This window comes from Paenibacillus hexagrammi, assembly GCF_021513275.1.
GTDB classification, from domain to species: Bacteria; Bacillota; Bacilli; order Paenibacillales; family NBRC-103111; genus Paenibacillus_E; species Paenibacillus_E hexagrammi.
The window spans coordinates 1,995,192-2,018,425 of record NZ_CP090978.1; the positions used below are offsets into that span (position 1 = coordinate 1,995,192).

Below are 23,234 nucleotides of genomic sequence, written 5' to 3' on the forward strand. Positions count from 1 at the left end.
CGTTCGAATGTTACTTGGAAGCATGTAAATGTTGCAATCGGGATTTGAAGTTAGAACGCTTATTATTAATATTTTTGATGACCTCTATTATTATTTATAGCTAACTGTGATGATAGCTTCCATGCTACAGTGTAACTACAACATAATGAAAGCTCGGACGCTCACGCCCGAAGGATGATAGATGGAGGAATGCAGGATGCTGACGGAAAATGATCTTAAAGGCTTATATGTACCGGTTATTACACCATTTGACGAGGAATATGAACTAGACGTTGCTTCATTCTATAATTTGACCTATCACTTGTTTGAAGATGAAATCAATGGCCTAGTTGTGGGTGGTACAACGGGCGAGTCGCCAGGTTTGTCTAGTGATGAGATGGCGCTTATGTTCACGACGGCGCAAACGGCCAGGCAGGCTGCAGCGGTTGATGTTCCGATTATTGTTGGAACGGGGACGAACGATACGATGGCTACCGTCAAAAAGACGGAGCATGCTGCTGAGCTTGGCGCAGATGCTGCTCTTGTGGTGGTTCCCTACTACAACCGCCCTAGCCAAAAAGGAATTATTGAGCATTTCCGCCGTGTTGCGGAGGTAGGTCTACCGGTCATTCTATATGAAATTCCACATCGAACAGGCGTGACACTTGAGCTGGATACGGTTAGATCGATCCTGGATTTGGATGGTGTCATTGGCATGAAAGATAGTACTCCTTCTATTCATCTGGTTTCCGAGTTATCCCGCTTGGGATCTAAACCGGTTCTTTGCGGAGATGATGCGCTGTTATTTGCAGCACTATGCTGCGGAGCGAAAGGTGCCATGAGTGCTACGGCGAATATGGAGACAGAACGTTTTGTAGATTTGCTCAAGGATTTCGAAGAGGGTCGCATTACTGAGAGCAAACAGCAATTCGAACAGCTATCGCCTCTGATTCGATTGCTGTTTGCAGAGCCGAATCCTGCGCCGCTAAAATGGATGCTCGCTCAGAGGGGACTCATCGAATCGGATACGCTTCGTCTGCCTATGGTGCCTGTAGGGGACAGCTTGAGAGAGCATTTAGCAAAGTACGTGTAATCTTGTAGGGCTACTCTATAAAAAACGCTTATTGGTGGCCAAAGGTAAAAGGCCTCAATAAGCGTTTTTCTATACGAATGTTAAATTTCCCTGTTCGTCACGAAGCTGCCATTTGGATTCAAAGTTACGAACAGCTTTCATAGACATCTTCTTGCACGGTAGTTCTTACCCTACTCCAGCACCCGCTTGCCGACAATGATGAGATCCCGCTCGATGCCATCCAACTCGGCGATTCTTGGCAGCTGGGCCCAATTATCGAAGCCGAAGCTTTTGAACAGCTTCAAGCTAGGGTCATTGTGGCCGAATATAAAGCCGAGCAGCGTCTTTATGTTCAGTTTCGGACAAGCGTCGATAGCCTGCTGCAGCAAAAAACGTCCGATTCCTTGCCCGCGGCAGGCCTCGTCGAGATAAATGCTAACCTCGGCGGTTGCCTGATAAGCAGGTCTTCCGTAAAACGATTGAAAACATAACCAACCGCAAATCTTTCCACTCTGTTCCAGTACCCAGAGAGGACGGAAGTCAGGTGAATGCTCGTGGAACCATCGTTCTCTGCTTGAGACGGGAACAGGCTCTGTGTCCGCAGTAACCATTCGGCCTGCAACCGTTGAATTGTAGATACGAACGATTTCCGCTAAATCTTCAAGATTTGCATCCCGGATCGTTAACTTGTTGATATCTATGTTAGTCATGTTGTTCCAGTTCCCCTTATTTATTCATTAGACTGGGCGATCTTTAGCCAAAAGCGAGATATGGTCTCTAGGCCTTTATCCCAATTCTCCAAATGGAAATGTTCATTCGGAGCGTGCAGGTTTTCTCCGGGCAGTCCAAAACCTAGCATGACGACTGGCGCCTCCAGAAGCCGTCCGAATACTTCCACAATTGGAATGGAACCGCCGCTTCGCGTATATACCGGATAGGCGCCATAGGTTTCTTCGTACGCTTTTGCAGCGGAAACCATGACCGGGTGATCGATAGGCGTAATGAACGGGTTCCCCCATAACGATCGCTTCACGGATACTTGGACACCTGCAGGTGTATGCTTAACCACATGATCTTCAATAGCATCCATGACATGATCAGGTACCTGCGCGGCAACAAGGCGGCAGGCGATTTTGGCAGTAGCCAGATTCGGGATGATCGGTTTGATGCCTTCTCCTTGAAAGCCACCGCTGACGGAAGTGATCTCTAGCGTCGGCCGGGATGTCGTTTGCTCATAGAACGAATACCCTTTTTCCCCGTAGAGATCTTTGACCTGCAAGTCTTTACGAATTTTCTCCTCATCGGGCTCGACTTTCTTAAAGGCCTCCCGTTCTTGTTGCGATAAAGGAATGACTTCGTCATAGAAGCCTTCCACAGCCACTCTGCCTTCGGCATCATGAAAGGAGGCGAGAAGCTCAGAGAGCGCATGAATCGGATTTTGAACAGCTCCGCCATACAATCCAGAATGAAGATCGCTATTCGCGCCTTGAACAGAGAGCTCAATACCCGCAAGTCCTCGCAGTCCATACATTAAAGTAGGCTGACCCGGTCCATGCATCTGAGTATCCGAAAGCGTGATGAGATCAGCTGCAAGCTTGTCAGTATGGGTTTCAACGAAAGCAGGCAAATGCTTGCTGGCAATTTCTTCTTCGCCTTCAATGCAGAACTTCACATTCACAGGCAGCTTGCCCTCTGTTTGCATGAAAGCCTCCACGGCTTTGACATGCAGCATGAGCTGTCCTTTGTCGTCTGTGCTGCCTCGCCCAAATAATTTACCATCTTTAATAACTGGCTCAAACGGCTCCATTTCCCACAGCTCCAGCGGATCCGCAGGTTGGACATCATAGTGTCCGTATATCAGAACAGTCGGAGCATCAGGAGCATGAAGCCAGTCCGCATACACAACAGGGTGGCCCTCCGTAGGCATAATCTCCACGTTCTCCATACCTGCTTGACGCAGCGACTCCGCCACCCATTCAGCACAGTGAAGAATGTCTCCCTTATGATCCGTCACGGCACTAATGCTTGGAATCCGTAAGAATTGCTTTAACTCCTCCAAATGCCGCTCCCGTTCCTTTTTGAAATAATCCACTATTGTTTGTATTTGCATAAAGCCACTCCTTTATTTGCTCGAAATCCGCCATTCGTGTTGATTTGCATCATAAATTCTTATTCGAATGGAAGACTATTTCCTTTTCTATTGTAACATGAGACAGCTTTTTTTCAGAATTCATCTCTGGGTTCTGGCGAAGTAGTTTGTAAAATAATCCAAATTCTAGTATATTTCAATAGAAACATACACCGAACTGCAAGGTTCGTAGATTTTCAGCAAATTTTCAGTTTCATGAAACTTTTTAAAACGCTGCTCCGTCTATTTCATCATACAGTTACTTATGGAAAGGGAGGATTACGCGCATGGTAAGTTGGTTTCGCAGCAAATCCGTACATAGTCCGCTTACTGAAACCGGGGATGATTTCCCGAACGACGCGATAGATCCTTTGTTAACGGTGAGGGGAGTAGAGCGTTCATTTCAAGTTGGCGGGCAGCAGCTGCACGTATTGAAAGGAATTGAGATGAAGCTTCTACCCATACAGCTTGTGATGCTGAAAGGCCGCTCCGGTTCCGGCAAAACGACGCTGCTAAACCTAATTGGCGGACTCGATCAGCCGAATGAAGGCGAGATTTATTTTCAGGGAAAGCCGTTTCACACACTGCGCGACGATGAGCGAACCATGATTCGACGTAAAGAGATTGGCTTTATATTCCAATCGTTTGCGCTTATGCCGTTATTGTCAGCTTGGGAGAATGTTGAGCTGGCACTGCGAATGGCAGGAACCCCTCGCTCCGAATGGAAAAAGCGGGTCGAGCATTGTCTGGACTTGGTAGGCTTATCCAGAAGGATGCATCATCGTCCCTTTGAGTTGTCGGGGGAGAACAGCAGCGTGTAGCGATTGCGAAAGCCATTGCCCATAAGCCTTCGCTTATCTTGGCGGATGAACCGACAGCGGAGCTGGATTCGCAAATGGGGGCACAAATCATGTCTGTTTTTCGTAGCATTATTCAAACTGAACAAATTACAATCTGTATGACTACTCATGACCCTACGATTCTGGAGGTTGCCGATCATGTTTATGAAATGGTTGACGGAAAGTTCGTCACGTAATCAAGCCATAAAGCCGATTGCCGCCATCGTGCTTTGTTCATCCTTACTGCTTACATCCGGCTGCTCGCTTTTGCCGAAGGAGCAGGAGGAGGAAGTGCTTCCGACGATCAATCCGCCCAAATTATCTAAGAAGCCCGAATATGAAGTGAAATCGGGAACACTCGAGACCAAAGTCAGAGGAAGCGGACGATTGATGGCTTTAAAGGAAGAAAAGCTGTTCTTCCCCGAGGAAATGGTTGCAAAACGTATCAATGCCGTGCTTGTGAATAGCGGTGATCCCGTTGAGGCTGGACAACCGATCGCGGAGCTGGACGTGTCGGACTTGGAGAGCGATTTGAAACGCAAAAGACTTGAAACCAGGCGCGACGAGCTGACGATGATAGAAACACTGCGCAAGGCGGACGAAATGACGCCCGAGGCAGTCGAGCAGGCGAAGATTGATTTTGAACTGAAGCGGGAGGATCTGGCGAAGCTGGAGTCGCAAGTGAGCAAGGCGAAATTGCTTGCGCCGTTTAGCGGCACGATAGTCAGTGTAACCTCGAAGAAAGGCGACACAGTGAAGACGGATGAGTCGGTCGCAACGATTGCTGATTTAAGCCAGTTGACTGTGGCGGCAAGCGTAAGTGCAGATGATGCCAAGAAGCTCGCTGTAGGAATGGAAGCGATTGTCGATATCAATACCGCAGGACAGTTTAAGGGGAAGGTGAAGTCTCTACCTGTTCCACAATCGGATAACGGGAATGGAGGCGGCTTCTATCCTGGAGGTTCCGGTAGTGAGCAAGACTCGATCGATAACTATCTTGTTGTAGAATTGGATGATTTTCCGCCTGGTCTGGGCAGGGGACTTCAGCTGAGTGTTACTGTGATTACGGACCGCAAAGAGAATGCACTCACCATCCCTCTTTCGGCATTAAGGTCTTATGCAGGCCGCAACTATGTGCAGGTCGTGGATGATCAAGGGAACAAACGTGAAGTTGACGTGGAAATCGGACAGCAAACATCGACGGAAGTGGAGATTGTGAAGGGTCTCACTGCCGGACAGAAAGTAGTGGGTCGATAATGTCTATGCCGATGCTGCGTTTCTTGTTTCGAAAAATGTGGAATACGAGGTGGTTGACGCTCAGCACGTGGCTGGGGCTTGTCATGGCGGTTGCGTTTACGACGAGTATTCCGATGTATGCCGATGGATCGTTGAAACGTGTTGTCGCGAAGTCGCTCCAGGAGAAAAGCAGCGGGCTTCCGGCAGGCTCCCTGCTGATGCGTTATCAAGCAGTCGGCTCCGATCGTGTAGGGATGGATGAACTCAAGGACGTCAATGTGTATATACAGGAGCAAATTCCGAAGGATATCGGGTTTCCCGTTGAGGCTTATGCCAGAAGCTACTCCATTAAAGGTTCGAACTTATCACCCGTTGATCCTAAAAAAGTAGATCCCAGCAAGCGCAGGCAGATGACGATCTCCACGTTGGAGTCGCTCAACGATCATGTGGAGTGGACGATGGGGAATATGGCTCCCGACCACCTGGATAACGGCATGATTCCTGCTGTTGTACTGGAAGAGGCTATGTACCGAAACGATCTGCACGTGGGTGACGAATTCCGCTATTCGGCATCGGGGAGTAATGGAAGTTCACTTCTTACTGTAAAAATCGTCGGCGCCTTTAAGCCCAAAAACGAGAACGATCCTTACTGGTTTCAAGGATTGGAAGGAATAGTAAACTCTCTAATTGTAAGTGATGACTTGTTTACAAAGACCCTCCTTACGGATAAAAAGCTGCCCCTCCAACTGGCCAATTGGTATTACGCATTTGATTTAAGCGACATTCAGACGAGTCAATTGTCACCTCTAGGCAATCGTCTAGAGCGGCTCGATATCAACTTGTATCAAAAGCTGAAGGATACGAAAGTAGATCTATCCTTTCAGCCAATCTTGGCTGAGTTCAAATCACAAAGCCTGCAGATGCAAATTTTACTCTTTACCCTAGCAGCTCCAATGATTGCCATGGTGTTTTACTACATTGTCATGAATGCCAGACAATCGCTGGAACGACAACGAAGCGTAATTGCCGTACTCCGGAGTCGTGGGGGTTCGACAAGGCAAATTACAGGCATATATTTGCTGGAAGGATTACTGCTTGGCGCATTGGCTTTGGTAGTCGGTCCAGCGATAGGCTGGTTTATGGCCAAGAGCATTGGTTCCTCCAGTGGATTCCTGACCTTCGTCGACAGACAGTCGATTCCGGTTGGGTTTACGGTTGAGGCGATGACCTACGGACTGCTTGCCGTTGTTATCGCTATCATGTCCAGCGTGATTCCTGCTGTGATGTTTGCCAGGTCATCCATTGTTAATTACAAGCAGCAGCTGGCCAGAAGCGACCGCCGACCATTCTGGCAGCGATGGTTTTTGGATATTGTTCTGCTAGGCGTAGTAGCCTATGGTTTCTATTTATTTGACCAGCGTCAATTGCTTTCAGTGCAAACAGGTTTGACGACGGACCAGCTTCAAGTGCATCCGCTGCTGTTCTTTGTGCCTGCGTTATCGATATTTTCTCTTGGATTATTCTTTCTACGGATTTTCCCTTGGCTGCTGCGTTTGTTCGGCTGGCTTGGACGCAGATTCCTGCCTGTTCCGTTATACCTGACACTTGCTCAGCTATCCCGGTCCGCAAGCTCCTATTATCCGCTTATGCTTCTGCTCGTTCTTACCCTCGGCCTTGGAATTTACAATTCTTCGGCTGCACGGACGATCGATTTGAACTCAACAGAGCGGACGCTCTATCAATACGGCACCGATGTTGTGCTGCAAGCGGTATGGGAGGGCGTATCAGACGATCTGCCTACCGATAATCCAAACGCCGGATCCTCGCAAGGTGGCGGCAGCACATCGGGCGGTTCTGGCCAAGGACAGGGTGGTAGCGCAGGTGGAGCGGGAGGCGGACAGCCTGGTTCCAATCCAGGAGAGCAAATACCGACGAAGATCCGGTATATTGAGCCGCCGTTTCAAGTATTTCGTGAGCTGGATGGTGTAGAAGCCGCAGCTCGAGTTCTGCAGACCAAAGCGAATGTCGTGGTTTCGGGAAAGTCGACCGGTCAAGGACTAGTGATGGGGATCGACAACGTCGATTTTGCTAAAGTAGCCTGGTATCGACCTGATTTGTTTCCGGCGCATATTAATTCTTATCTGAATTTGCTTGGTTCCTATGAACAAGCTGTCATTATTCCTTCGAATTATGCTAAAAAATATTCGCTTAAAGAGGGAGATTTGCTATCGATTACCATTCAACAGCAGCCCCTTGAATTTGTGATCGTCGGCATTTTGCCTTACTGGCCCAGCCAATATCCAGATCAGACCCCGTTCTTCATCACGAATCTGGAATATTTGTACGATCAAGCTTCAATTATGCCCTATGAGGTATGGCTGAAGATGAAGCCGGATGCTAAAGTAGCGCCCCTTATCAATCAGTTACAGGCGAAACATATTGATTTGGTATCCGTAAAAGATGTACGTAATGAACTCATTTCACAGAAAAAGCATCCTGCCCGTGGCGGCGTGTTCGGAATTCTCAGCTTGGGATTCCTGGTGTCGGTTATCGTCTCATTGATCGGTTATATCTTGTATTGGTTCTTTAATCTCTCCAGCAGAGTCGTACAGTTCGGTGTTTTACGGGCTATGGGACTTTCACGGAAACAATTGACAGGGATGCTGCTGCTCGAGCAAGGCTTTACGGCGGGGCTTTCCATCGCACTCGGTATCGGCATCGGCAAGTTGACCAGTTATTTCTTTTTGCCGTTCTTGCAAACCTCAGAAAATATTCAGCGTCAAGTACCGCCGTTCCGGGTTGTCTTCGATTCCAAAGACACGATCCAGCTCTATCTGGTCGTAGCCGTTATGATGGCAACTGGAGCAGGACTACTGTTCATGCATATCCGCAGGCTGCGCGTGCATCAAGCTGTGAAGCTGGGAGAGGAGAAATAAGAGATGATCACTTGCGAAGGCTTAGTCAAAATCTATAAAACGGATGAAATCGAAGTGGTCGCACTGCAAGGGCTGAATATCCAGGTGGAAACCGGCGAGCTAATGGCGATTATCGGAAACAGCGGGAGCGGGAAGTCTACGCTGCTGAATATTCTTGGAGGCCTCGATCGACCTTCTGCCGGGCAGGTTATGGTGGGAGACTGGGATTTGCTTAAGATCACCGATCAGCAGCTGGTCGAATACAAGCGAAATACCGTAGGTTTTATTTGGCAAAATAATGCCCGCAATCTCGTCTCATACTTGACGGCTCTAGAGAATGTGGAGATGCCGATGATGCTCAGCGGTAAGTATGACCGTGAGTATGCCAAACAGCTGCTTGAATGGGTCGGACTCGGCCACAGGATGAACAACAAGCTGCAGCAGTTGTCCGGTGGTGAGCAGCAGCGCGTAGCGATTGCCATTTCACTGGCGAACCGGCCCAAGCTGCTGCTAGCCGATGAGCCGACAGGCTCGGTGGACACAAAGACGGCTGATATGATTTTATCCATCTTTCGAAAGTTAAACGAAGAACTGGGCGTTACGATTGTTATCGTTACCCATGATATGTCTGTAGCTGGTAAGGTAAATCGAGTTGTTGCGATTAGGGACGGCATGACGAGTACGGAGTTTATAGCGCGTAATCCGCTTATTGCCTCATGGGATGGTACTAACACCGGACAGTCTGCTCTAAGTCAGAGGGCTCATGAGGAGTACGTGGTCCTTGACCGTGTCGGTCGGCTTCAGGTACCGAAAGCGTATCTGGAAGCACTGCAAATTAAGGGAAAAGCGACCATGGAGTTTGACGGAGAGACCATAACCATCAAAGCGCCTAGAAAGCTTAATGAACAATAATAAGGGACTCATAAGTTGGAGGGAATTGTAGATGAAAACCATCAATCGAAAACTGCTTGCGGTATCACTGACACTTGTCATGACAGCACCGCTGGCTGTTGCGTGCAGTAAAGGCACCACAGAGGATAATAAAACCGAGCGTGTATTAAAAATTGCAACCAGCTATGGCTACGATGAAGAATATCTGCGGCAGCAGTTTACGGAAATTTATGAATTTGCGAATCCCAATGTTAAGATCGAGATCATTCCAACGATGGATGATATGGTTCGATATAAAGCCCCGGCTCCCGGGGAGAAAATGCCAGACCCTCTTGAGAAACTCAAAGAGGTCATGCAGGGAGATAACCCTCCCGATGTGGTCATGATGGGCTACGAACAGCTCCCCGATGTCATCGATAGCAATCTGCTTACCCAGTTAGATCCACTCGTAACGAAGGATAAATTTGATACGACCGGAATCGTTCCCGCTGTGATTGACGGCATTAAAAACGTTGGTGGAGGAAAGCTGTACGCGCTCGCACCAAATTTCAGTTCCTCGGCACTCATTTACAATAAGAAGATTTTCTCCGATGCCGGCGTAGATTTCCCTAAGGACGATATGACATGGGATGAAGTCTTCGATCTAGCCAAACGGGTATATAAAGAGGATGGAGATAAAACCATTAACGGCTTCAACTTCTATACGCAATCTCAGATGGATTTGTTTTACGGCATGCAGATGTATACGGCTCCGCTTCAATTGAAGATGTTTGATGACAATGCAGAAAAAATGACGGTGGACACGGATCAGTGGGAGAAGGTTTGGTCCAAAATGGCAGAACTTCAGAAACAGCATGTGTTCCCGGAGGTAGTTGACCCTCAAAAGCAAATGAATCGTCAGTATGATCAAGAAAATCCGTTCGCCTACGATGATTTTATGTCCGGACGACTTGCGATGGGAATCATTAATTACGGGCAGATCCAACAGCTGGTAAATGCCAACAAAAACGCGGCCAATTATAAGGGCTTTACACCGATTGACTGGGATGTTGTAACGGTCCCTTCTCATCCGGAAGCTAAGGGTGTCGGCGGTTCGATCTATATGAACGGCATTATGGCCATTAATGCAAAAGCGCAAAATCCGGAAGATGCTTGGAATTTTATTAAATTCGTCAATGGCGATGACTGGGCGAAGCTGAAATCCCACAGCTCCTATCAACTCGTATCCCGATCCAAATATTTGAAGCCGAAGGACGGAGAAGATTTCCACATGGAAGCATTCTATAAAGTGATTCCGGCTCCGATCGATCCGAATACGAAGATCTACCAGAACAACCCGAATATCTATCAAGTACAGGATCTAGGCCGCCAGCAGTTCCTTAATGTGCTTAACGGCAAGATTACTGCGCGGGAGGGTCTGAAAGAGTGGCAAACCCAAGGGGATACCATGCTGAAACAAATCAAGGATAACCCGAATGGACCGATCACACCTCCAGCACCTGCTGGTGCGGCAGGCTAATACACCAAACCAGACTTACTCGTTACAAAGGAGGACTTCAAGATCATGAACAGCAGGTTCCGTTACACTCGATTAGCTGCTATGGCTTTATCTGCAACTTTAGTTCTTGGTCCGATGAACAACGCGTGGGCTGACAGCCAGTCTGCGCCGGTTGTTTCGTCGGTTGGAACGGTGTCCATTTCAGACAGCAGTTACTTCGAGTTGAAACAAATTCACGTCTTGCCGGAAGCAAGCGGCAAATTAGCTACTTTTACCATTACGATTCATAATGACAGCAGCAATGAGCTGCAATTTATCGACTACTGGGTACGTCTTAAAAGCAAAACAGGCAATCAATTCTCTGCTCGACTGCTTCCTGCCGATAAGGACAAAAACCGGGTCTCGCCAAAGTCATCTGAGGATTTAACGTTCTATGCTACGGTCAATTCGGATACGAACTTACAGGATTTGATCGTCCAATTCATCAAATGGGACTTCAGCCAGTCCAACTTTGAACGCGTTCTTGGTGAGGTTGAGGTTCCGGATGGATACACGGATATTACACCGGCTGACGGCTCCAGCATCATCTCCGTAGGCGGCAATGATGTGACTGCCTCCATTAAGAAGTTTGTCAGTAACAAGAATGAGAAATATTATGTTCCGACGGTCTATCTAACTCTAGAGAATTCAGGGTCACATTCCGTTACAATTCCTTCCTATTTATTCTCTATACGTACCCCAGAGGGACTGCTTTATCCGTTAGAGGCTAAGGGAACGAAGAATCTGACTATTAACCCTAAAGAAAGTAAAGAGATTCAATTGTCAGGGTCCATTCCCGTAGCGGTAGCTCCTGATGGTTGGCAGCTCACCCTAGCAGAGGCAATAGCAGATTTGAAAATGAACATTGCAATCGCTGCGTTTCAGCTTCCGGCTGTTGCCTCACAGGAGGAAGGCTCCCTTGGTAAGGAATATTCATTCACAGATAAGTCCGGGGTGTATTATGCTGCCCTGAACGGCCTTCATCGGCTGCCGTGGGAAGATCAAGATATCGTTACAGCTGATTTAACGCTTAGCAACAAGGGTGATGATTCATTGCCTATTCCGGCATTGACGGGTTATTTTTTGCTCGACGATGCCGTGAAGGTTGAAGCAAACCTAGTTCAAACGGCCAAGGTCATTGGGCTTGCGGCTGGCTCAAGCGTTAATTTGCAAATCGCAGCAAAAATCCCGTACACTTATGAATTTTCTCAAATTAAGCTTGTCCTGCAGGAGAAGGATGCGGACGGCGATTCGACTTCATCCGGAACGGATACCGGCAGTGCTGATTTGACCGATGTACTAGAGTTCTCATCCCAAGCTGAGCTTCAAGCAATCCCTTACATTGGAATGGGAGAATCGTACGCAACGACATCAGCTGGTCACAGGACGAATTATAAAATTCGCAGCATTCAAACGTATGGAGGCAATACGGGCAGTCTATTCACAGCCCAACTGGAAGCGACGAACGCCGAGAAACGTTATACGAATGTTTCCAAAATTGTGGCGCATTTCCGGGCGCCGGACGGTACGATTTTCCCAGCGGATGTAGCTGAGATTACAAATAAAGTGAGTCCGAGCGGCAAAGCACTGATTAACGTGTCCGCAAAAATCCCGAAGGGATTCTCTACGGAGAATATGAATTTGATGATCGGCGACGCGATAACCGAAGGAGAATTGACCGTTGGGGACAAAAAGCCGGACTCCTACGTAAACCCAGTTTCATTCTGGCTGCCGGATGAGCTGAAGGACGCTAAATCTACTTTGAAAGGCTTAACCTTGTATCCGTATACGATCACGCTGGACCACATCTCGACGCAGATTGATAACAGTACGTTTACACTCGGCTTTAATTATGAGATTCAAAAAGATTTGCTGATTGAAACGAATATGGAAGGGCATAAGTTGGTGCTGGTATTTGAAGACGGTAAGGGAAGAAAAGGCTTTGAAAAGTCCTTTGAAGCAAAGGAAATTGATCCCGTCGACGGGGACACGCCTGATACGGCTGGGACGAAGTTGAAGCTGGGCAAGCATGAGAACTTTGAAATTAGCATGACGGATGAGGATTTGATTTATAAATCTACCTTCCTTAAAAAGTACAAGCTGAGCCTGTACGATGAGCTGGATGGTCAAAGAAGGCTGCTGGGCTCCCAAGATATCGACTGGTTTGTAACAACGGACTAATACCTATTATCTTGCAATACGAGCGGAGCCTATGGGGACTTCGTTCAGACTGTTGATAAAGGTATATGGAGGGCTCAGTAGTTTTCGGAGAAGCGTAGCGATCGGAGAAAATCTACTAAAGCTCGGAATGCACCCTTCTTTATCAACAAAGTCAGCGGAGCCCATAAGGGGCTTCGCTTTATTCTTGTTGGAACCACTGCAGGTTCCATGCCGTATAGTCACATGGAGTCATAACAAGTCGACTCTGCGCATGACTCAATTTATGACTGCACATATGACCTATTTCACCTGTCATTCTTTCACTTGGCATATATAATGAAAGCAATGCTGTCTGAATTGGAAATTTTTGAAGTTTGTTTGAAGTAGGAATTCCGGGAAACACAGTCAAACTTTACTATAGAAGAGAAAGTGGGGGGAGTAAAACCATTTAGCGGTAAGTAAAAAAACATAAAATTTTCAAACCTGGTTTATTTTTTGTTAAGATTTACCGTTTATGATGAAAGTAAGCAATGCCCGCTTGTTTTGTTGGTTACAGTTTGTGGGATAGGGGAGTAGTGAGAATGATCAAATTTACAGAGTTTTCGATGAAAAATATAGCAGCGATCTTCATTATTATGATTCTGCTGCTAGTAGGGGGGACATACGCAACTACGACGTTAAAGGTCGAAAGCATGCCGGATATTACGTTTCCTGTTGTGATCGTAAGTACTACATACACGGCGCCGCCTAAGGATGTTCTTGAGGAAATTACCAAGCCGCTCGAAAAAGCGGTCGCGGGGTTGGATGGGTTAAAAAACCTGACCTCGAGCTCGCAGGACAACTATTCACAGATCATCATAGAGCTTGAGCAGAGCAAGGATCCTGAGGATGTCAAGCAGGACGTCGAAAGTCTGGTCTCCAATGTTCAATTACCGGATAGCGCGGAGAAGCCTCGGGTGCTGACAGCAGGTTTTGCGTCGGAGCCGGTGTATTACATGGCGGTATACGGCGAGGAAGGGATGAATCAGACAGAGCTCGACAAAGTGTATAAAGACACGATTCTGCCGGGCTTCAACGGTTTAAAAGGGATTGACCACGTAGACTCCGTCGGGAATCAGGATGCAGTCCTCTCCATTAAGCTGGATGCAGCAGCTATTAACAATTACGGTATGACTCCTTCCGATGTTTCTAACATGATAAAAGCATCGCTGGTGTCCAGTCCGGCAGGTACAGTTGATTTTAATGGGAATTCGCAGATGGTGCGGGTAAAGGGCGATATGGACACCATCTACAATTTGGATAATCTGAAGATCATGACAAAAACAGGCGATACCCTGCTGTTAAAGCAGGTCGCTAAAGTGGAAGCAATCAGCGAATCGAAGTTTATGGCAAGATTGGACGATAAACCGGCGATCGGTGTATTGCTTTACAAGACAAAAGCAGCTAATGCCGTTGAGTTTGCCGATAGTGCAGATAAGCTCATGAAGGATTGGGAGAAATCCATTCCAGGCGTTAAATTTCATATTGTTTTGAATGGCGCTACCTCCATTAAGGAATCGGTTCATGGTATGGTGCAAGAGGGTGGAATGGGGGCCGTTCTAGCTTCCTTGATGATTCTGATTTTCCTGCGAAATATTCGTATGACGTTAATCGTACTCGTGTCCATTCCTTTATCCATTCTTGTGACCTTACTGTTAATGGCGCCTCTAGGTATTTCCCTCAATATTATGACACTTGGAGGGATGGCGATTGCCGTCGGCCGGGTCGTTGACGATAGTATCGTCGTTATTGAGAATATATACAGCCAATTACAAAAAGCGCACGAACGAAATGAGTCCGTGATCAAGTTAGCTACTCAGCAAGTATCGGCAGCTATTACATCTTCAACGATTACAACCGTCGGTGTATTTGGCCCGATTGCCTTTGTTAGCGGCGTAGTCGGAGAAGTATTCCGTCCTTTTGCCATCACGCTGGTCTGTGCATTAATGTCTTCACTGCTTGTAGCACTAACCGTAATTCCGATGCTGGCAAAGATTTTGGTTCTGAAAAGCAAGAAAATTACTACACATGATGAGAATCATGTTGGTCCCATGGCTATGCGCTACAAGAAAGCGCTGGTTTGGTCTTTGAACAACCGAATTAAAACATTGTTAATTGCCGGGCTGATTTTCGTGCTGTCGATCGTATTAATCGTTCCGCATTTAGCTATGTCATTCATGCCGGATAGTGAAACTGATCGTCAAGCTTACGTTCAATTAAAGCTGCCGCGTGAAACATCACTCGATATGATGAATCAGAAGTCCATGGAAATTGAAGCTATGCTGAAAGCGGCGAAGGATGATAAAGGTAATCCGGTCTTCAAATATAACGAAGCGCTTGTAGGCTACAACTTGGGAAGTAATGATAAATTTGCATACCGCGCAACCATGTTTACGGAATTTAACGATTCCATTGATGCGAAGGAAGCTGTAAAGAAATATAAGGAAGAGATCATGAAGCTGCTGCCTACCGGCTCAGATGTGAATATGGAGCTCATCACGATGGGTGGCGGAGGCTCAAGCGGAGCAGACTTCTCTTACTCGCTTAAAGGAGACGATCAACTCTACCTCAAGCAAGCGGCTGAGCTGGTTAAAGAGAAGATGAAAGAGTTCCCGGAGCTAACAGACGTTAAAGACAGTCTGAGCGATTCCAAAACTGAGGTAGAGATTACGGTTGATCAAAACAAAGCTAGACTCTATGGGCTCACTGCAGGTCAAATCCTTCAAACGGTAAACAGTTGGATTAGCGAAGAGAAGCTTGGGGATATGAAGTTTAATAATGTTACTTACGAAACGAAGGTGATGCTGGATCCGATTTATAAGGATTCTGTTGAAAAGATGGGCGCCTTCCTGATGAAGACGTCAACCGGTCAAACGGTTCAGCTGAACGAAGTGGCGAAAGTGAAACAGATTGATGCGCCGACCGGCATCAGCCGCGAGAGCCAGGAACAGGTGTTGAATGTAACGGCCAAAATCGACAATGTCGATAAAGGCGGCGTCAGTAAGAAGGTTTCAGCAGAGCTGGCCAAAATCGAGCTGCCGTCAGGTGTAAGCAGAGAAGTGAAAGGCGTATCTGATGATATTAATAAAAGCTTTATGGAAATGTTCATGGCGATGGGGGCTTCCATTTTCATTGTATATCTGGTGATGGTGTTAGCGTTTGGAAACGCTAGTGCTCCGCTGACGATTCTGTTCTCCCTACCACTTGCTGCGATTGGAGGACTACTAGGACTTCTTGTTACAGGTGAATCCGTAAACGTAACCTCCTTGATCGGATTCCTGATGCTCATTGGTATCGTCGTAACGAATGCGATTGTATTGGTAGACCGCGTTCAGCAGCTAAGAGAATTGAATTATTCGGTTCGGGATTCTCTCATTGAAGCAGGCATGACCAGACTGCGGCCTATTATTATGACAGCTGGCGCTACGATTTTAGCGCTTATGCCACTCGCTCTTGGACTTTCGAAGGGTACCATTATTTCCAAGGGTCTGGCTGTCGTCGTGATCGGAGGTCTTACAACGTCAACACTGCTGACGTTAGTGATTGTGCCTATCGTGTATGAGCTTATCTTTAGCAGAAAAGAGAGAAAGTTGGCCAAACGGAAAGCAAAAATGGATGCCATTCAAGCGGATAATGCTGCAACGTCTATGCAATAAGCTTACTGGGAAAAGGAGAATTGAAACATGAAACGTCAGTTGTTGTCTTTAAAACAAAGCACCAAACTTATCGGGTCGTCGCGCTGAGCGCGGCGATTGCCGCGGGCTGTTCCGCTCCACAAGCGGCTAACCCAGCTGCAACAAGTGCAGCGCAAGCAGATATGGTTAAGACCGTGAAGACGGCAAAAATCACCAAAGAGAAAATCGGTGATCCGATTGAGCAGGTAGGGGATGTCGTGTCTTCGGTTCAATTGGATGTTGTGACCAAAGGTCAAGGGGAAGTCATTGAGATTCTAAAGAAACGTGGAGAGAAGGTAGAGAAGGGGATGTTCTGTTCCGTCTTGACCCGACCGACACCTTGATCCAGAAGGATTTAAATGCCGTTTCACTCAAGGGTGCACAAGAGGGGCTTTCTTCCGCACAGAAAAGCTCGGCTAACAATGTAGCCGATATGAAAGATAACATTACGACGATGGAAACGACGGTCAGCGATGCGGAAAAAGCGTACAACAAAACCCGCAATCTGTACGATCAGGGGCAGGCGTCCAAATCCGACCTGGATGCGGCGGAAAATGCGCTGGATAAAGTAAAGCGCAGCCTTGACAGCTTGCATAGGCAGCTGAAGGCTTTACAAGAGACCAACACGTTGGCTCAAGCGGAGACACAGCTGGAATCGGCGGAAGTGAATAAGCGCAGCATCGAAAGAGCTTTGGATAATTTGGAAGTAAAAGCACCGACTTCAGGAATTTTAACGGACTTGAACGTGGAAGTGGGCCAAAGTGTAACAGCAGGCTATCGCGCTGGTGAAGTTCAGCAGATCAATCCGGTGAAAATTAAATCTCAATTAACTGAAGCATCTGCTAGCCTTGTTAGAGGCAAAACGGAGCTTACCTTCTACATACCGGATGTGCTCGATAAGACGACGGCTCCGATCACGTATTTGTCAGACGTTATTAACGGTCAAACCAAAGCGTATGACCTAGAGCTGGAAATTCCGAATCCTGACGGTAAGATCAAGCCTGGCTCTAAAGCTCAAATCCAACTGACGAAGGAAGATGAGCAGATCGTACCTGTTGTACCTACGCTGAGTATTGTCCGTGAAGGCGGAGATAACTTCGTGTATATTTTGAATGGGGATATCGCGGAAAAAAGAAAAGTGGAACTGGGCCGCTTAAATGAGACGAATCAAGAAATTATCTCCGGTGTGAAAGAGGGAGAAATCTTAATCACCTCAGGTCAGCATCAGTTGAAAGATAAAGATAAGGTTCAAGTTGCAAACTAACGATCGGAATTGAAACGCATTTACGTTCAGGAGGAATACAAAGTGAATAAGACAATGAAAAAATCGCTAACGACTCTGGTACTATCTGCCGCATTACTCACATCTGCTGCCTATCCGGCATGGGCATCGGAACCTGCAGCCTCAGAGGCTCCGATAGCTGCACAGGCTGTTGCAAGTTATCCGCTCTCAGGCTCCATCGAGGTTGAATTGAAAAGCTTGCTTAACGAACATGAATCGGATTCCACCAAGCTGGGTGCAGTAATTCGTTTGAAAAACACGGGCTCCAAATTGACCCGTGTACCGGATTTTGAACTGCGCGTTCGTACGGCTGACGGAGTCGAGTATACGCTGGAGCCTAGCTCTAAAAATCCAAAGGCAGTCAAAGGCAAAAGTGAACAAGAGCTCAGCTATTTGTCCACCGTAGATCGCATTGATGATGTTACACTCACAGACATCAGCTGGGTCGATGTGGATTTGGAGGTATATCCGAAAAAAGAAACAACGCTGCTCACTCTGCCGCTGGATCCTTCCATGGTTTGGAACGGTGTGGACAGCACAATTACGAATCAAGGTGCGATCTTGAAATGGGGAGAGCCGTTTACGCTTCCTTCTCTCCATTCTTCTATCGTATTCAGACCTATCGATATTCATAAGGAGATTACCGCGAAGGGTGTATCGACAGTCGTTCAAATCCAAGCGGAAAACCCTACGGATGAGCGTCAAAACGTTCCTAATTTCGCCATTGACGGCAAAACCGAGAGCAGTGTGTATTCCGGAAGCAGAGCGGAGTCTTCGGTCACTTTAGAGGCTGGTGAAAAGAAATACGTTCACGTCGTCATTCCGACGGATCTGGATACGGAGTTCACAAGCTTGAATGTCGTAACTCCAGAGAAGTTTGCCACTGCAGCGGGTGAAGAATCCTACCGTGTAGGCCGTATCAACATCTTGCTCCCTGCCGGCGCGGCAACACAAGGGGTGATTCCTGCACCTAGCTATACCCTCGGTACCCCTGTGAGACTGGATTCGACGAACAAATTTATTCCTTCCAATGTGGAAATCTCACTAGAGGAGCTGCATATCTCGGGTAACGATGACGATGCCTTCAATACGGCAGTCGCGAAGTTCAAAGTAACGAACAACAGCGACCGTCCGCTGCCGATTCCGAACATTCAGACCGAGTTGATCAGCAAGGATGGATATTCTTATATTGGAACTAGGCAGGCGAACACCGCTTCTGCAGTCGTACCTAAAGCTTCTTACATCGTTAGTTATGCGTTCTCGCTTCCAGCTTCCGAAACAGGTGAAGGCTTGAAAATGAACTTGTACAGCACGCAAACCACCGCGGATACGACGTATAAATCTCTGTTAGCTACAGCCAAGGTTCCGGTTCAAAAAGAAGAGTCCGATGATTCTGTGCTCAAAATGTATCCATATAATGTGAACATTCGAGACTGGTCGATCACTGCGTTGTTCCAGCCAACATCCTTCTTGTATAACTACAAGCTGAAGCTGGATTTGGATATTGAACAGGATAAGGCTGTAACAGTTGATGCCAACACTTCTAAGCTGCAATTTGACTTATATGATAATGATGGCAATCGCGTAGGCAGCACAACCGAAGCGTTAGCCGGAACCAATCGTCTATATAACGGCACGAATACGATTTCTTTGAATGTCAATTCAGGACAGCTTGACTTCCCGCTAACGGTTAAAATTTACGAAGTATTTACGACAGCAGCGGGAGATACTGCCAAGCGTTTCCTTACGGAATTTAAGCAGTAATTTGAAATTATGCCTTTCATTTAATGAAATTGAGGCAAGCAGCAATTATTAGGAATCTAACTTTTCATTCGATGTTATGTCTCTACATCTATTTTTTGAAAGTAACACAAAAGCCTCAAGCACTGTGTGATCAGCGCTTGAGGCTTTTTCATGTTTAAGTAATTCCTTAGCCGCGTAGTAAAAAAGTCTGATGGACCGTCCACGCTTCATTATCGGTTTGAAATAGGAGATGTACCCGGTCAACCTTTGATGTGAGATTCACTTTCCTGTTTTTCAGGCTTGAAAGTACATCATGCAGCTCGTCTGCGCCCAGCTCCTGACCGATCGTAAGGTGGGGGTTATAAGCGTACGGCTTTTCCGACTCCCTGCACACATCGGTACATATCGTGTTATGAAGCTTGATCATTTCCGTAGTATCGGACAGAGCCAAGTAAATGACATTATTTACTGGGTAAAACGATGAAAATCGGTTGAAGTGTATCTCGAACGGTTGAATCGATTTCGTGATTTGCTCTAGATGTGCGGCAGCAGCAGCAAGTTGATCTTCATTCCACTGTTCTTTTTCCTTGATCGTCAAATGGGGCTGGATCAGATTGTAGTGGGGATCGTACCGTTTTCTAAAACTATTGGCAGCGTCTTGGATTTCTTTGGACGGAAAAATGGCAATACCGCAATACATGGAACATACCTCCTTGTCGCTTGCTTGGTCTGTGTACTATTATACCGCTTTCCTGCTTTTTCTAAAACTGTACGGATGGAAAAAGAGCTTGGCTCATATCTGAGCACCTTAATGGTTAAGATAGGAATACAGACGAAGAATAAACGGAGTGATTATGAGATGAATTGGGTATATTGGGCAAAGCTATATGATTCTAAATTTCAAGCCGGCTGCCTCGCAAAAAGAATGGAGGAAGACTGGTGGATTTATGGATACGAGTGTCCGCAGGAAGTTGAAGTGTATAAATCGAAAAAAGGGCGGTTTGGTGTGAGGTACAGCACACAATAACGGAACGGATTGCATGTGGATTAATAGAGAAATAGTGCTTGACTTCACACTTGCGTGTAGTGTATATTTATTTTTGTCGCTGTTAGCGGCACTAACGACGCGGGGTGGAGCAGCCCGGTAGCTCGTCGGGCTCATAACCCGAAGGCCGCAGGTTCAAATCCTGCCCCCGCAACCAATTATCAAGTATGAGGGCCTATAGCTCAGTTGGTTAGAGCGGTCGGCTCATAACCGATTGGTCGGGGGTTCGAGTCCCTCTGGGCCCATACGAAAGAAACCTTTGCTAAGGACAGCGAAGGTTTTTATTTTTGTTCATTGTAAATCATCTAAGATGATTTTGGATTCGAATCTGGAGCGGATTGGCGGTCAAGTGAGCTGGAAATGCAAGAAATAGGGGAATAAACAAGGCGCCTTCTCTGAGAATGGCGCCTATACGTGCCGCTTATTTATTCATTTGGGCGCTGCGGATATACCAGCGCGACTCAGGCGAAACTCTTTCCAGGCGAAAGAGGATTCGCCTTGTTTGAAGCTTGCTCGAACGCTCTGGCGTAGCCGCCACTTCGACCTTGGTTTCGAATTCCAGGAGCCCGGAAGTATCCTGCTCCTGGAATTTGGACAGGCGGCGCATGCTGCGAACATGCACCGCCTGCTCTTGCCCCGTGGCGGCCTGCAGTAGGTGCAGGTCGCCTTGGTTGGCAGCAGCGATCCACACGTCGATCAGCTGCCAAGGCGTTAGCTTGCTCATGTACTCGCTGAGCAAGCCGGCGGCTTTGTGCACCATGACCTGGTGCGCAGGGTCAATGGAATGGGAGCCATGAGTCTCGCTCCCCAAAAAATGAATACAGAAATGACCCTTGAAGTCATTTCCGGGAATGCCATCGCCTCCATGCGGCATGCCGTGCATGGAGCCGGCTATCGTGCGGCCGTCAAGCCTCACTAGGACCGCTCTGCGGTCCCAGCTCCAATGGCCGCCGTAGATTTGCTTGAGCGTCGCGGAGTCCGTCTTGGTCAGCGGTTGTACATCCGCATGACTGCTGCCGGCGCGGCGCTGCCCCTGAAAGCGAAGTCCGCTTTCCAAATCTATGATTTCGAATTTGCTGTATTTGGGAAGCGCCATGCTTGCTTCTTTCCATGGCAGCATCTCTCCGTAATGCTTTGCCCGTAGAGCTAGCGTATGCTGCTTTAACTCTTCTTTGGTTCGGGATGATACCATCATGGTTTGTTTGTGAATAGGATCCACAACATCACCTTCCGGTGTTACGGCCCACTGCCTGGTTTGACCTGTTTGGGATTCATAGGAAATGACCGTATCGGGCAAAAGCGCCGCATCGTAAGAAGGCGATGTCTTGGCCTCATCCAGATCGCGAACTATTTTTTTATCCGTCCAGCTTTCTTCGGATTGATAGAGCGATTGTGGTGAGGTTTTGACAATCATGTGAATCTGGTTCGGATTGATCTGTTCCGTAGAAGCTTCGGCATTCAATGTCTGTCCTCCGTACGCCGAAGTCAAAGTCATGAACAGACATATGCCTGTACGTGCTGCTGTAAAGCCGAAAGATTGGAATCGAAACATCGAAATATGCCTCCTGAGTGAGGTGTAGTGAGTGTTGAAGCATTCTAGTGAAGTTTTTACTAAACATGTCGAATTTATGATAAAAAAAGACAAATCCCTAAGGACTTGTCTTCTTTTTCACATCTATAGCATGCTTATTCTTGCTTCAGCGTAATGGTATAAGAGGAGGCAACATACGTCTCGGCCGTAGGTTCGGTTATCACCTGAGCATACAGAGCAAGGGGATCGGGATCGGTCAGATGGTAACGGATTACCGCAGTGCCGTCAGTCTGGAAATCAATGCCTGTTATTTCGATTTTGTACCCAGCATGAGGCTTGGTGCCTCGGGACACGACAATTTTGTTCACGTCATCATTCACAGGTGTAGATGTAAAGGTAACGGACTGCTCTTGGACGGGCTGTTTATGGCTATTTACAAATTCAATCGCATTATAGAGCATTTCAGCTGCTTCAGAGCGGGTAATGGGAGTTTTGGGGTGAAAGGCTCCATTGTCAAGTTCGATCACCTTCATTTTCACCAAATCCTGGACTGCATTCATGGTTCCTTCTGAAAAAGCGTTCTCATCTTTCATGATGATCCACATTTTGTTCGTAACATAGGTTCCGGTATGCTGAATCGCCTGATACAAATTTGCTGCAAATTGCTCCCGAGTCATCTCGTCATCCGGCATCAAATCGCGGTTTAGCTCAATCCCGTTATGCGCCGCAATAATCATGGAAGGGGCGTACCAGGCATTGTCCGGTACATGAGAGTAGTAGTCACTGGCCTTCGGTTCTTTGATAAATCGAATGTTATCGATATTCAAGTGAAGCCCCTGCACAATTAGATGAACACCTTGGGCGATGGTCACATGCCCTTTGGGATTGAATAAATCGTCATCGATCCCGCTAACAATTCCTTCTTTTTGCAAGGCTTCGATTTTGCTCTGAGCCGGATCGCCTTCAATATCCGTAAAGGCAAACACACTCTGACAAAACGTACAAACAAGCGCGAACATCATTACTCCTAGTAAACTCCATCTTTTTTATCATTCTTATCACCTCTATTGCTACAGACGGACGATGATTGGAAATGTTGCACAAGCAGAAGCCTCTTTTACCATAAAATTTTGTGTTAAAATAGCAGTTGTATGCACAAGCGT

At 47.1% G+C, this 23,234-nt stretch carries 16 protein-coding genes, 2 tRNA genes and 1 pseudogene; 14 read left to right on the forward strand and 5 right to left on the reverse strand.

The genetic code is table 11. From position 1 onward, the window contains the following. Positions 1 to 196: 196 nt before the first annotated feature. On the forward strand, positions 197 to 1,072 hold the full coding sequence (dapA, locus tag L0M14_RS08590; protein WP_235121741.1) for a 4-hydroxy-tetrahydrodipicolinate synthase: 876 nt from the start codon (positions 197 to 199) through the stop codon (positions 1,070 to 1,072). 170 nt (positions 1,073 to 1,242) lie between these two features. Here dapA and L0M14_RS08595 read toward each other — a convergent pair whose 3' ends face one another. Then, positions 1,243 to 1,761, reverse strand: a complete 519-nt coding sequence (locus L0M14_RS08595; RefSeq protein WP_235121742.1) for a GNAT family N-acetyltransferase — start codon at positions 1,759 to 1,761, stop codon at positions 1,243 to 1,245. 20 nt (positions 1,762 to 1,781) lie between these two features. Then, on the reverse strand, positions 1,782 to 3,161 hold the full coding sequence (locus tag L0M14_RS08600) for a dipeptidase (RefSeq protein ID WP_235121743.1): 1,380 nt from the start codon (positions 3,159 to 3,161) through the stop codon (positions 1,782 to 1,784). Positions 3,162 to 3,466: 305 nt separating this feature from the next. Between L0M14_RS08600 and L0M14_RS08605 the strand changes: the two are divergent. From L0M14_RS08605 to L0M14_RS08650, 10 genes and pseudogenes are all read left to right on the forward strand, one after another. Then, positions 3,467 to 4,215 (forward strand): annotated as a pseudogene (locus L0M14_RS08605) (ABC transporter ATP-binding protein). Beyond that, on the forward strand, positions 4,178 to 5,275 hold the full coding sequence (locus L0M14_RS08610; RefSeq protein WP_235121744.1) for an efflux RND transporter periplasmic adaptor subunit: 1,098 nt from the start codon (positions 4,178 to 4,180) through the stop codon (positions 5,273 to 5,275). The pseudogene L0M14_RS08605 and the gene L0M14_RS08610 overlap by 38 nt, the downstream one beginning before the upstream one ends. Before the next feature lie 5 nt (positions 5,276 to 5,280). Continuing rightward, positions 5,281 to 8,190, forward strand: a complete 2,910-nt coding sequence (locus L0M14_RS08615; RefSeq protein WP_235122857.1) for an ABC transporter permease — start codon at positions 5,281 to 5,283, stop codon at positions 8,188 to 8,190. Between the two features lie 3 nt (positions 8,191 to 8,193). Next, positions 8,194 to 9,081 (forward strand): ABC transporter ATP-binding protein, encoded by an 888-nt coding sequence (locus L0M14_RS08620; RefSeq protein WP_235121745.1) that lies wholly within the window; start codon positions 8,194 to 8,196, stop codon positions 9,079 to 9,081. 31 nt (positions 9,082 to 9,112) lie between these two features. Further along, on the forward strand, positions 9,113 to 10,579 hold the full coding sequence (locus tag L0M14_RS08625) for an ABC transporter substrate-binding protein (RefSeq protein WP_235121746.1): 1,467 nt from the start codon (positions 9,113 to 9,115) through the stop codon (positions 10,577 to 10,579). Between the two features lie 45 nt (positions 10,580 to 10,624). Beyond that, on the forward strand, positions 10,625 to 12,778 hold the full coding sequence (locus L0M14_RS08630; RefSeq protein ID WP_235121747.1) for a hypothetical protein: 2,154 nt from the start codon (positions 10,625 to 10,627) through the stop codon (positions 12,776 to 12,778). Between the two features lie 560 nt (positions 12,779 to 13,338). Further along, entirely contained in the window at positions 13,339 to 16,452 is a 3,114-nt protein-coding gene (locus tag L0M14_RS08635) for an efflux RND transporter permease subunit (RefSeq protein WP_235121748.1), read from the forward strand. Between the two features lie 20 nt (positions 16,453 to 16,472). Beyond that, positions 16,473 to 16,814, forward strand: coding sequence for a hypothetical protein (locus L0M14_RS08640; RefSeq protein WP_235121749.1), 342 nt, complete (start codon positions 16,473 to 16,475; stop codon positions 16,812 to 16,814). Then, positions 16,811 to 17,734: an efflux RND transporter periplasmic adaptor subunit gene (locus tag L0M14_RS08645; RefSeq protein ID WP_235121750.1), complete on the forward strand. Its 924-nt coding sequence runs from the start codon at positions 16,811 to 16,813 to the stop codon at positions 17,732 to 17,734. Before L0M14_RS08640 ends, L0M14_RS08645 begins: the two co-directional genes overlap by 4 nt. A 42-nt stretch (positions 17,735 to 17,776) precedes the next feature. Beyond that, the gene (locus L0M14_RS08650; protein ID WP_235121751.1) at positions 17,777 to 19,516 is read left to right on the forward strand and encodes a hypothetical protein; all 1,740 of its coding nucleotides are present in this window, start codon (positions 17,777 to 17,779) and stop codon (positions 19,514 to 19,516) included. 166 nt (positions 19,517 to 19,682) lie between these two features. On the opposite strand, the gene L0M14_RS08655 is transcribed toward L0M14_RS08650, so the two are convergent. Beyond that, the gene (locus L0M14_RS08655; RefSeq protein WP_235121752.1) at positions 19,683 to 20,195 is read right to left on the reverse strand and encodes a 2'-5' RNA ligase family protein; all 513 of its coding nucleotides are present in this window, start codon (positions 20,193 to 20,195) and stop codon (positions 19,683 to 19,685) included. 159 nt (positions 20,196 to 20,354) lie between these two features. On the opposite strand from L0M14_RS08655, the gene L0M14_RS08660 reads away from it, so the two are divergent. From L0M14_RS08660 to L0M14_RS08670, 3 genes are all read left to right on the forward strand, one after another. Beyond that, entirely contained in the window at positions 20,355 to 20,522 is a 168-nt protein-coding gene (locus tag L0M14_RS08660; RefSeq protein WP_235121753.1) for a hypothetical protein, read from the forward strand. Positions 20,523 to 20,620: 98 nt separating this feature from the next. After that, positions 20,621 to 20,697 (forward strand) — tRNA-Met (locus L0M14_RS08665). 14 nt (positions 20,698 to 20,711) lie between these two features. Next, positions 20,712 to 20,785 (forward strand) — tRNA-Ile (locus L0M14_RS08670). Positions 20,786 to 20,961: 176 nt separating this feature from the next. On the opposite strand, the gene L0M14_RS08675 is transcribed toward L0M14_RS08670, so the two are convergent. After that, complete coding sequence (locus L0M14_RS08675) at positions 20,962 to 22,092, reverse strand: hypothetical protein (protein WP_235121754.1); 1,131 nt, start codon at positions 22,090 to 22,092, stop codon at positions 20,962 to 20,964. Between the two features lie 134 nt (positions 22,093 to 22,226). Then, on the reverse strand, positions 22,227 to 23,093 hold the full coding sequence (locus L0M14_RS08680) for an S-layer homology domain-containing protein (RefSeq protein ID WP_235121755.1): 867 nt from the start codon (positions 23,091 to 23,093) through the stop codon (positions 22,227 to 22,229). Between the last annotated feature and the right edge of the window lie 141 nt (positions 23,094 to 23,234).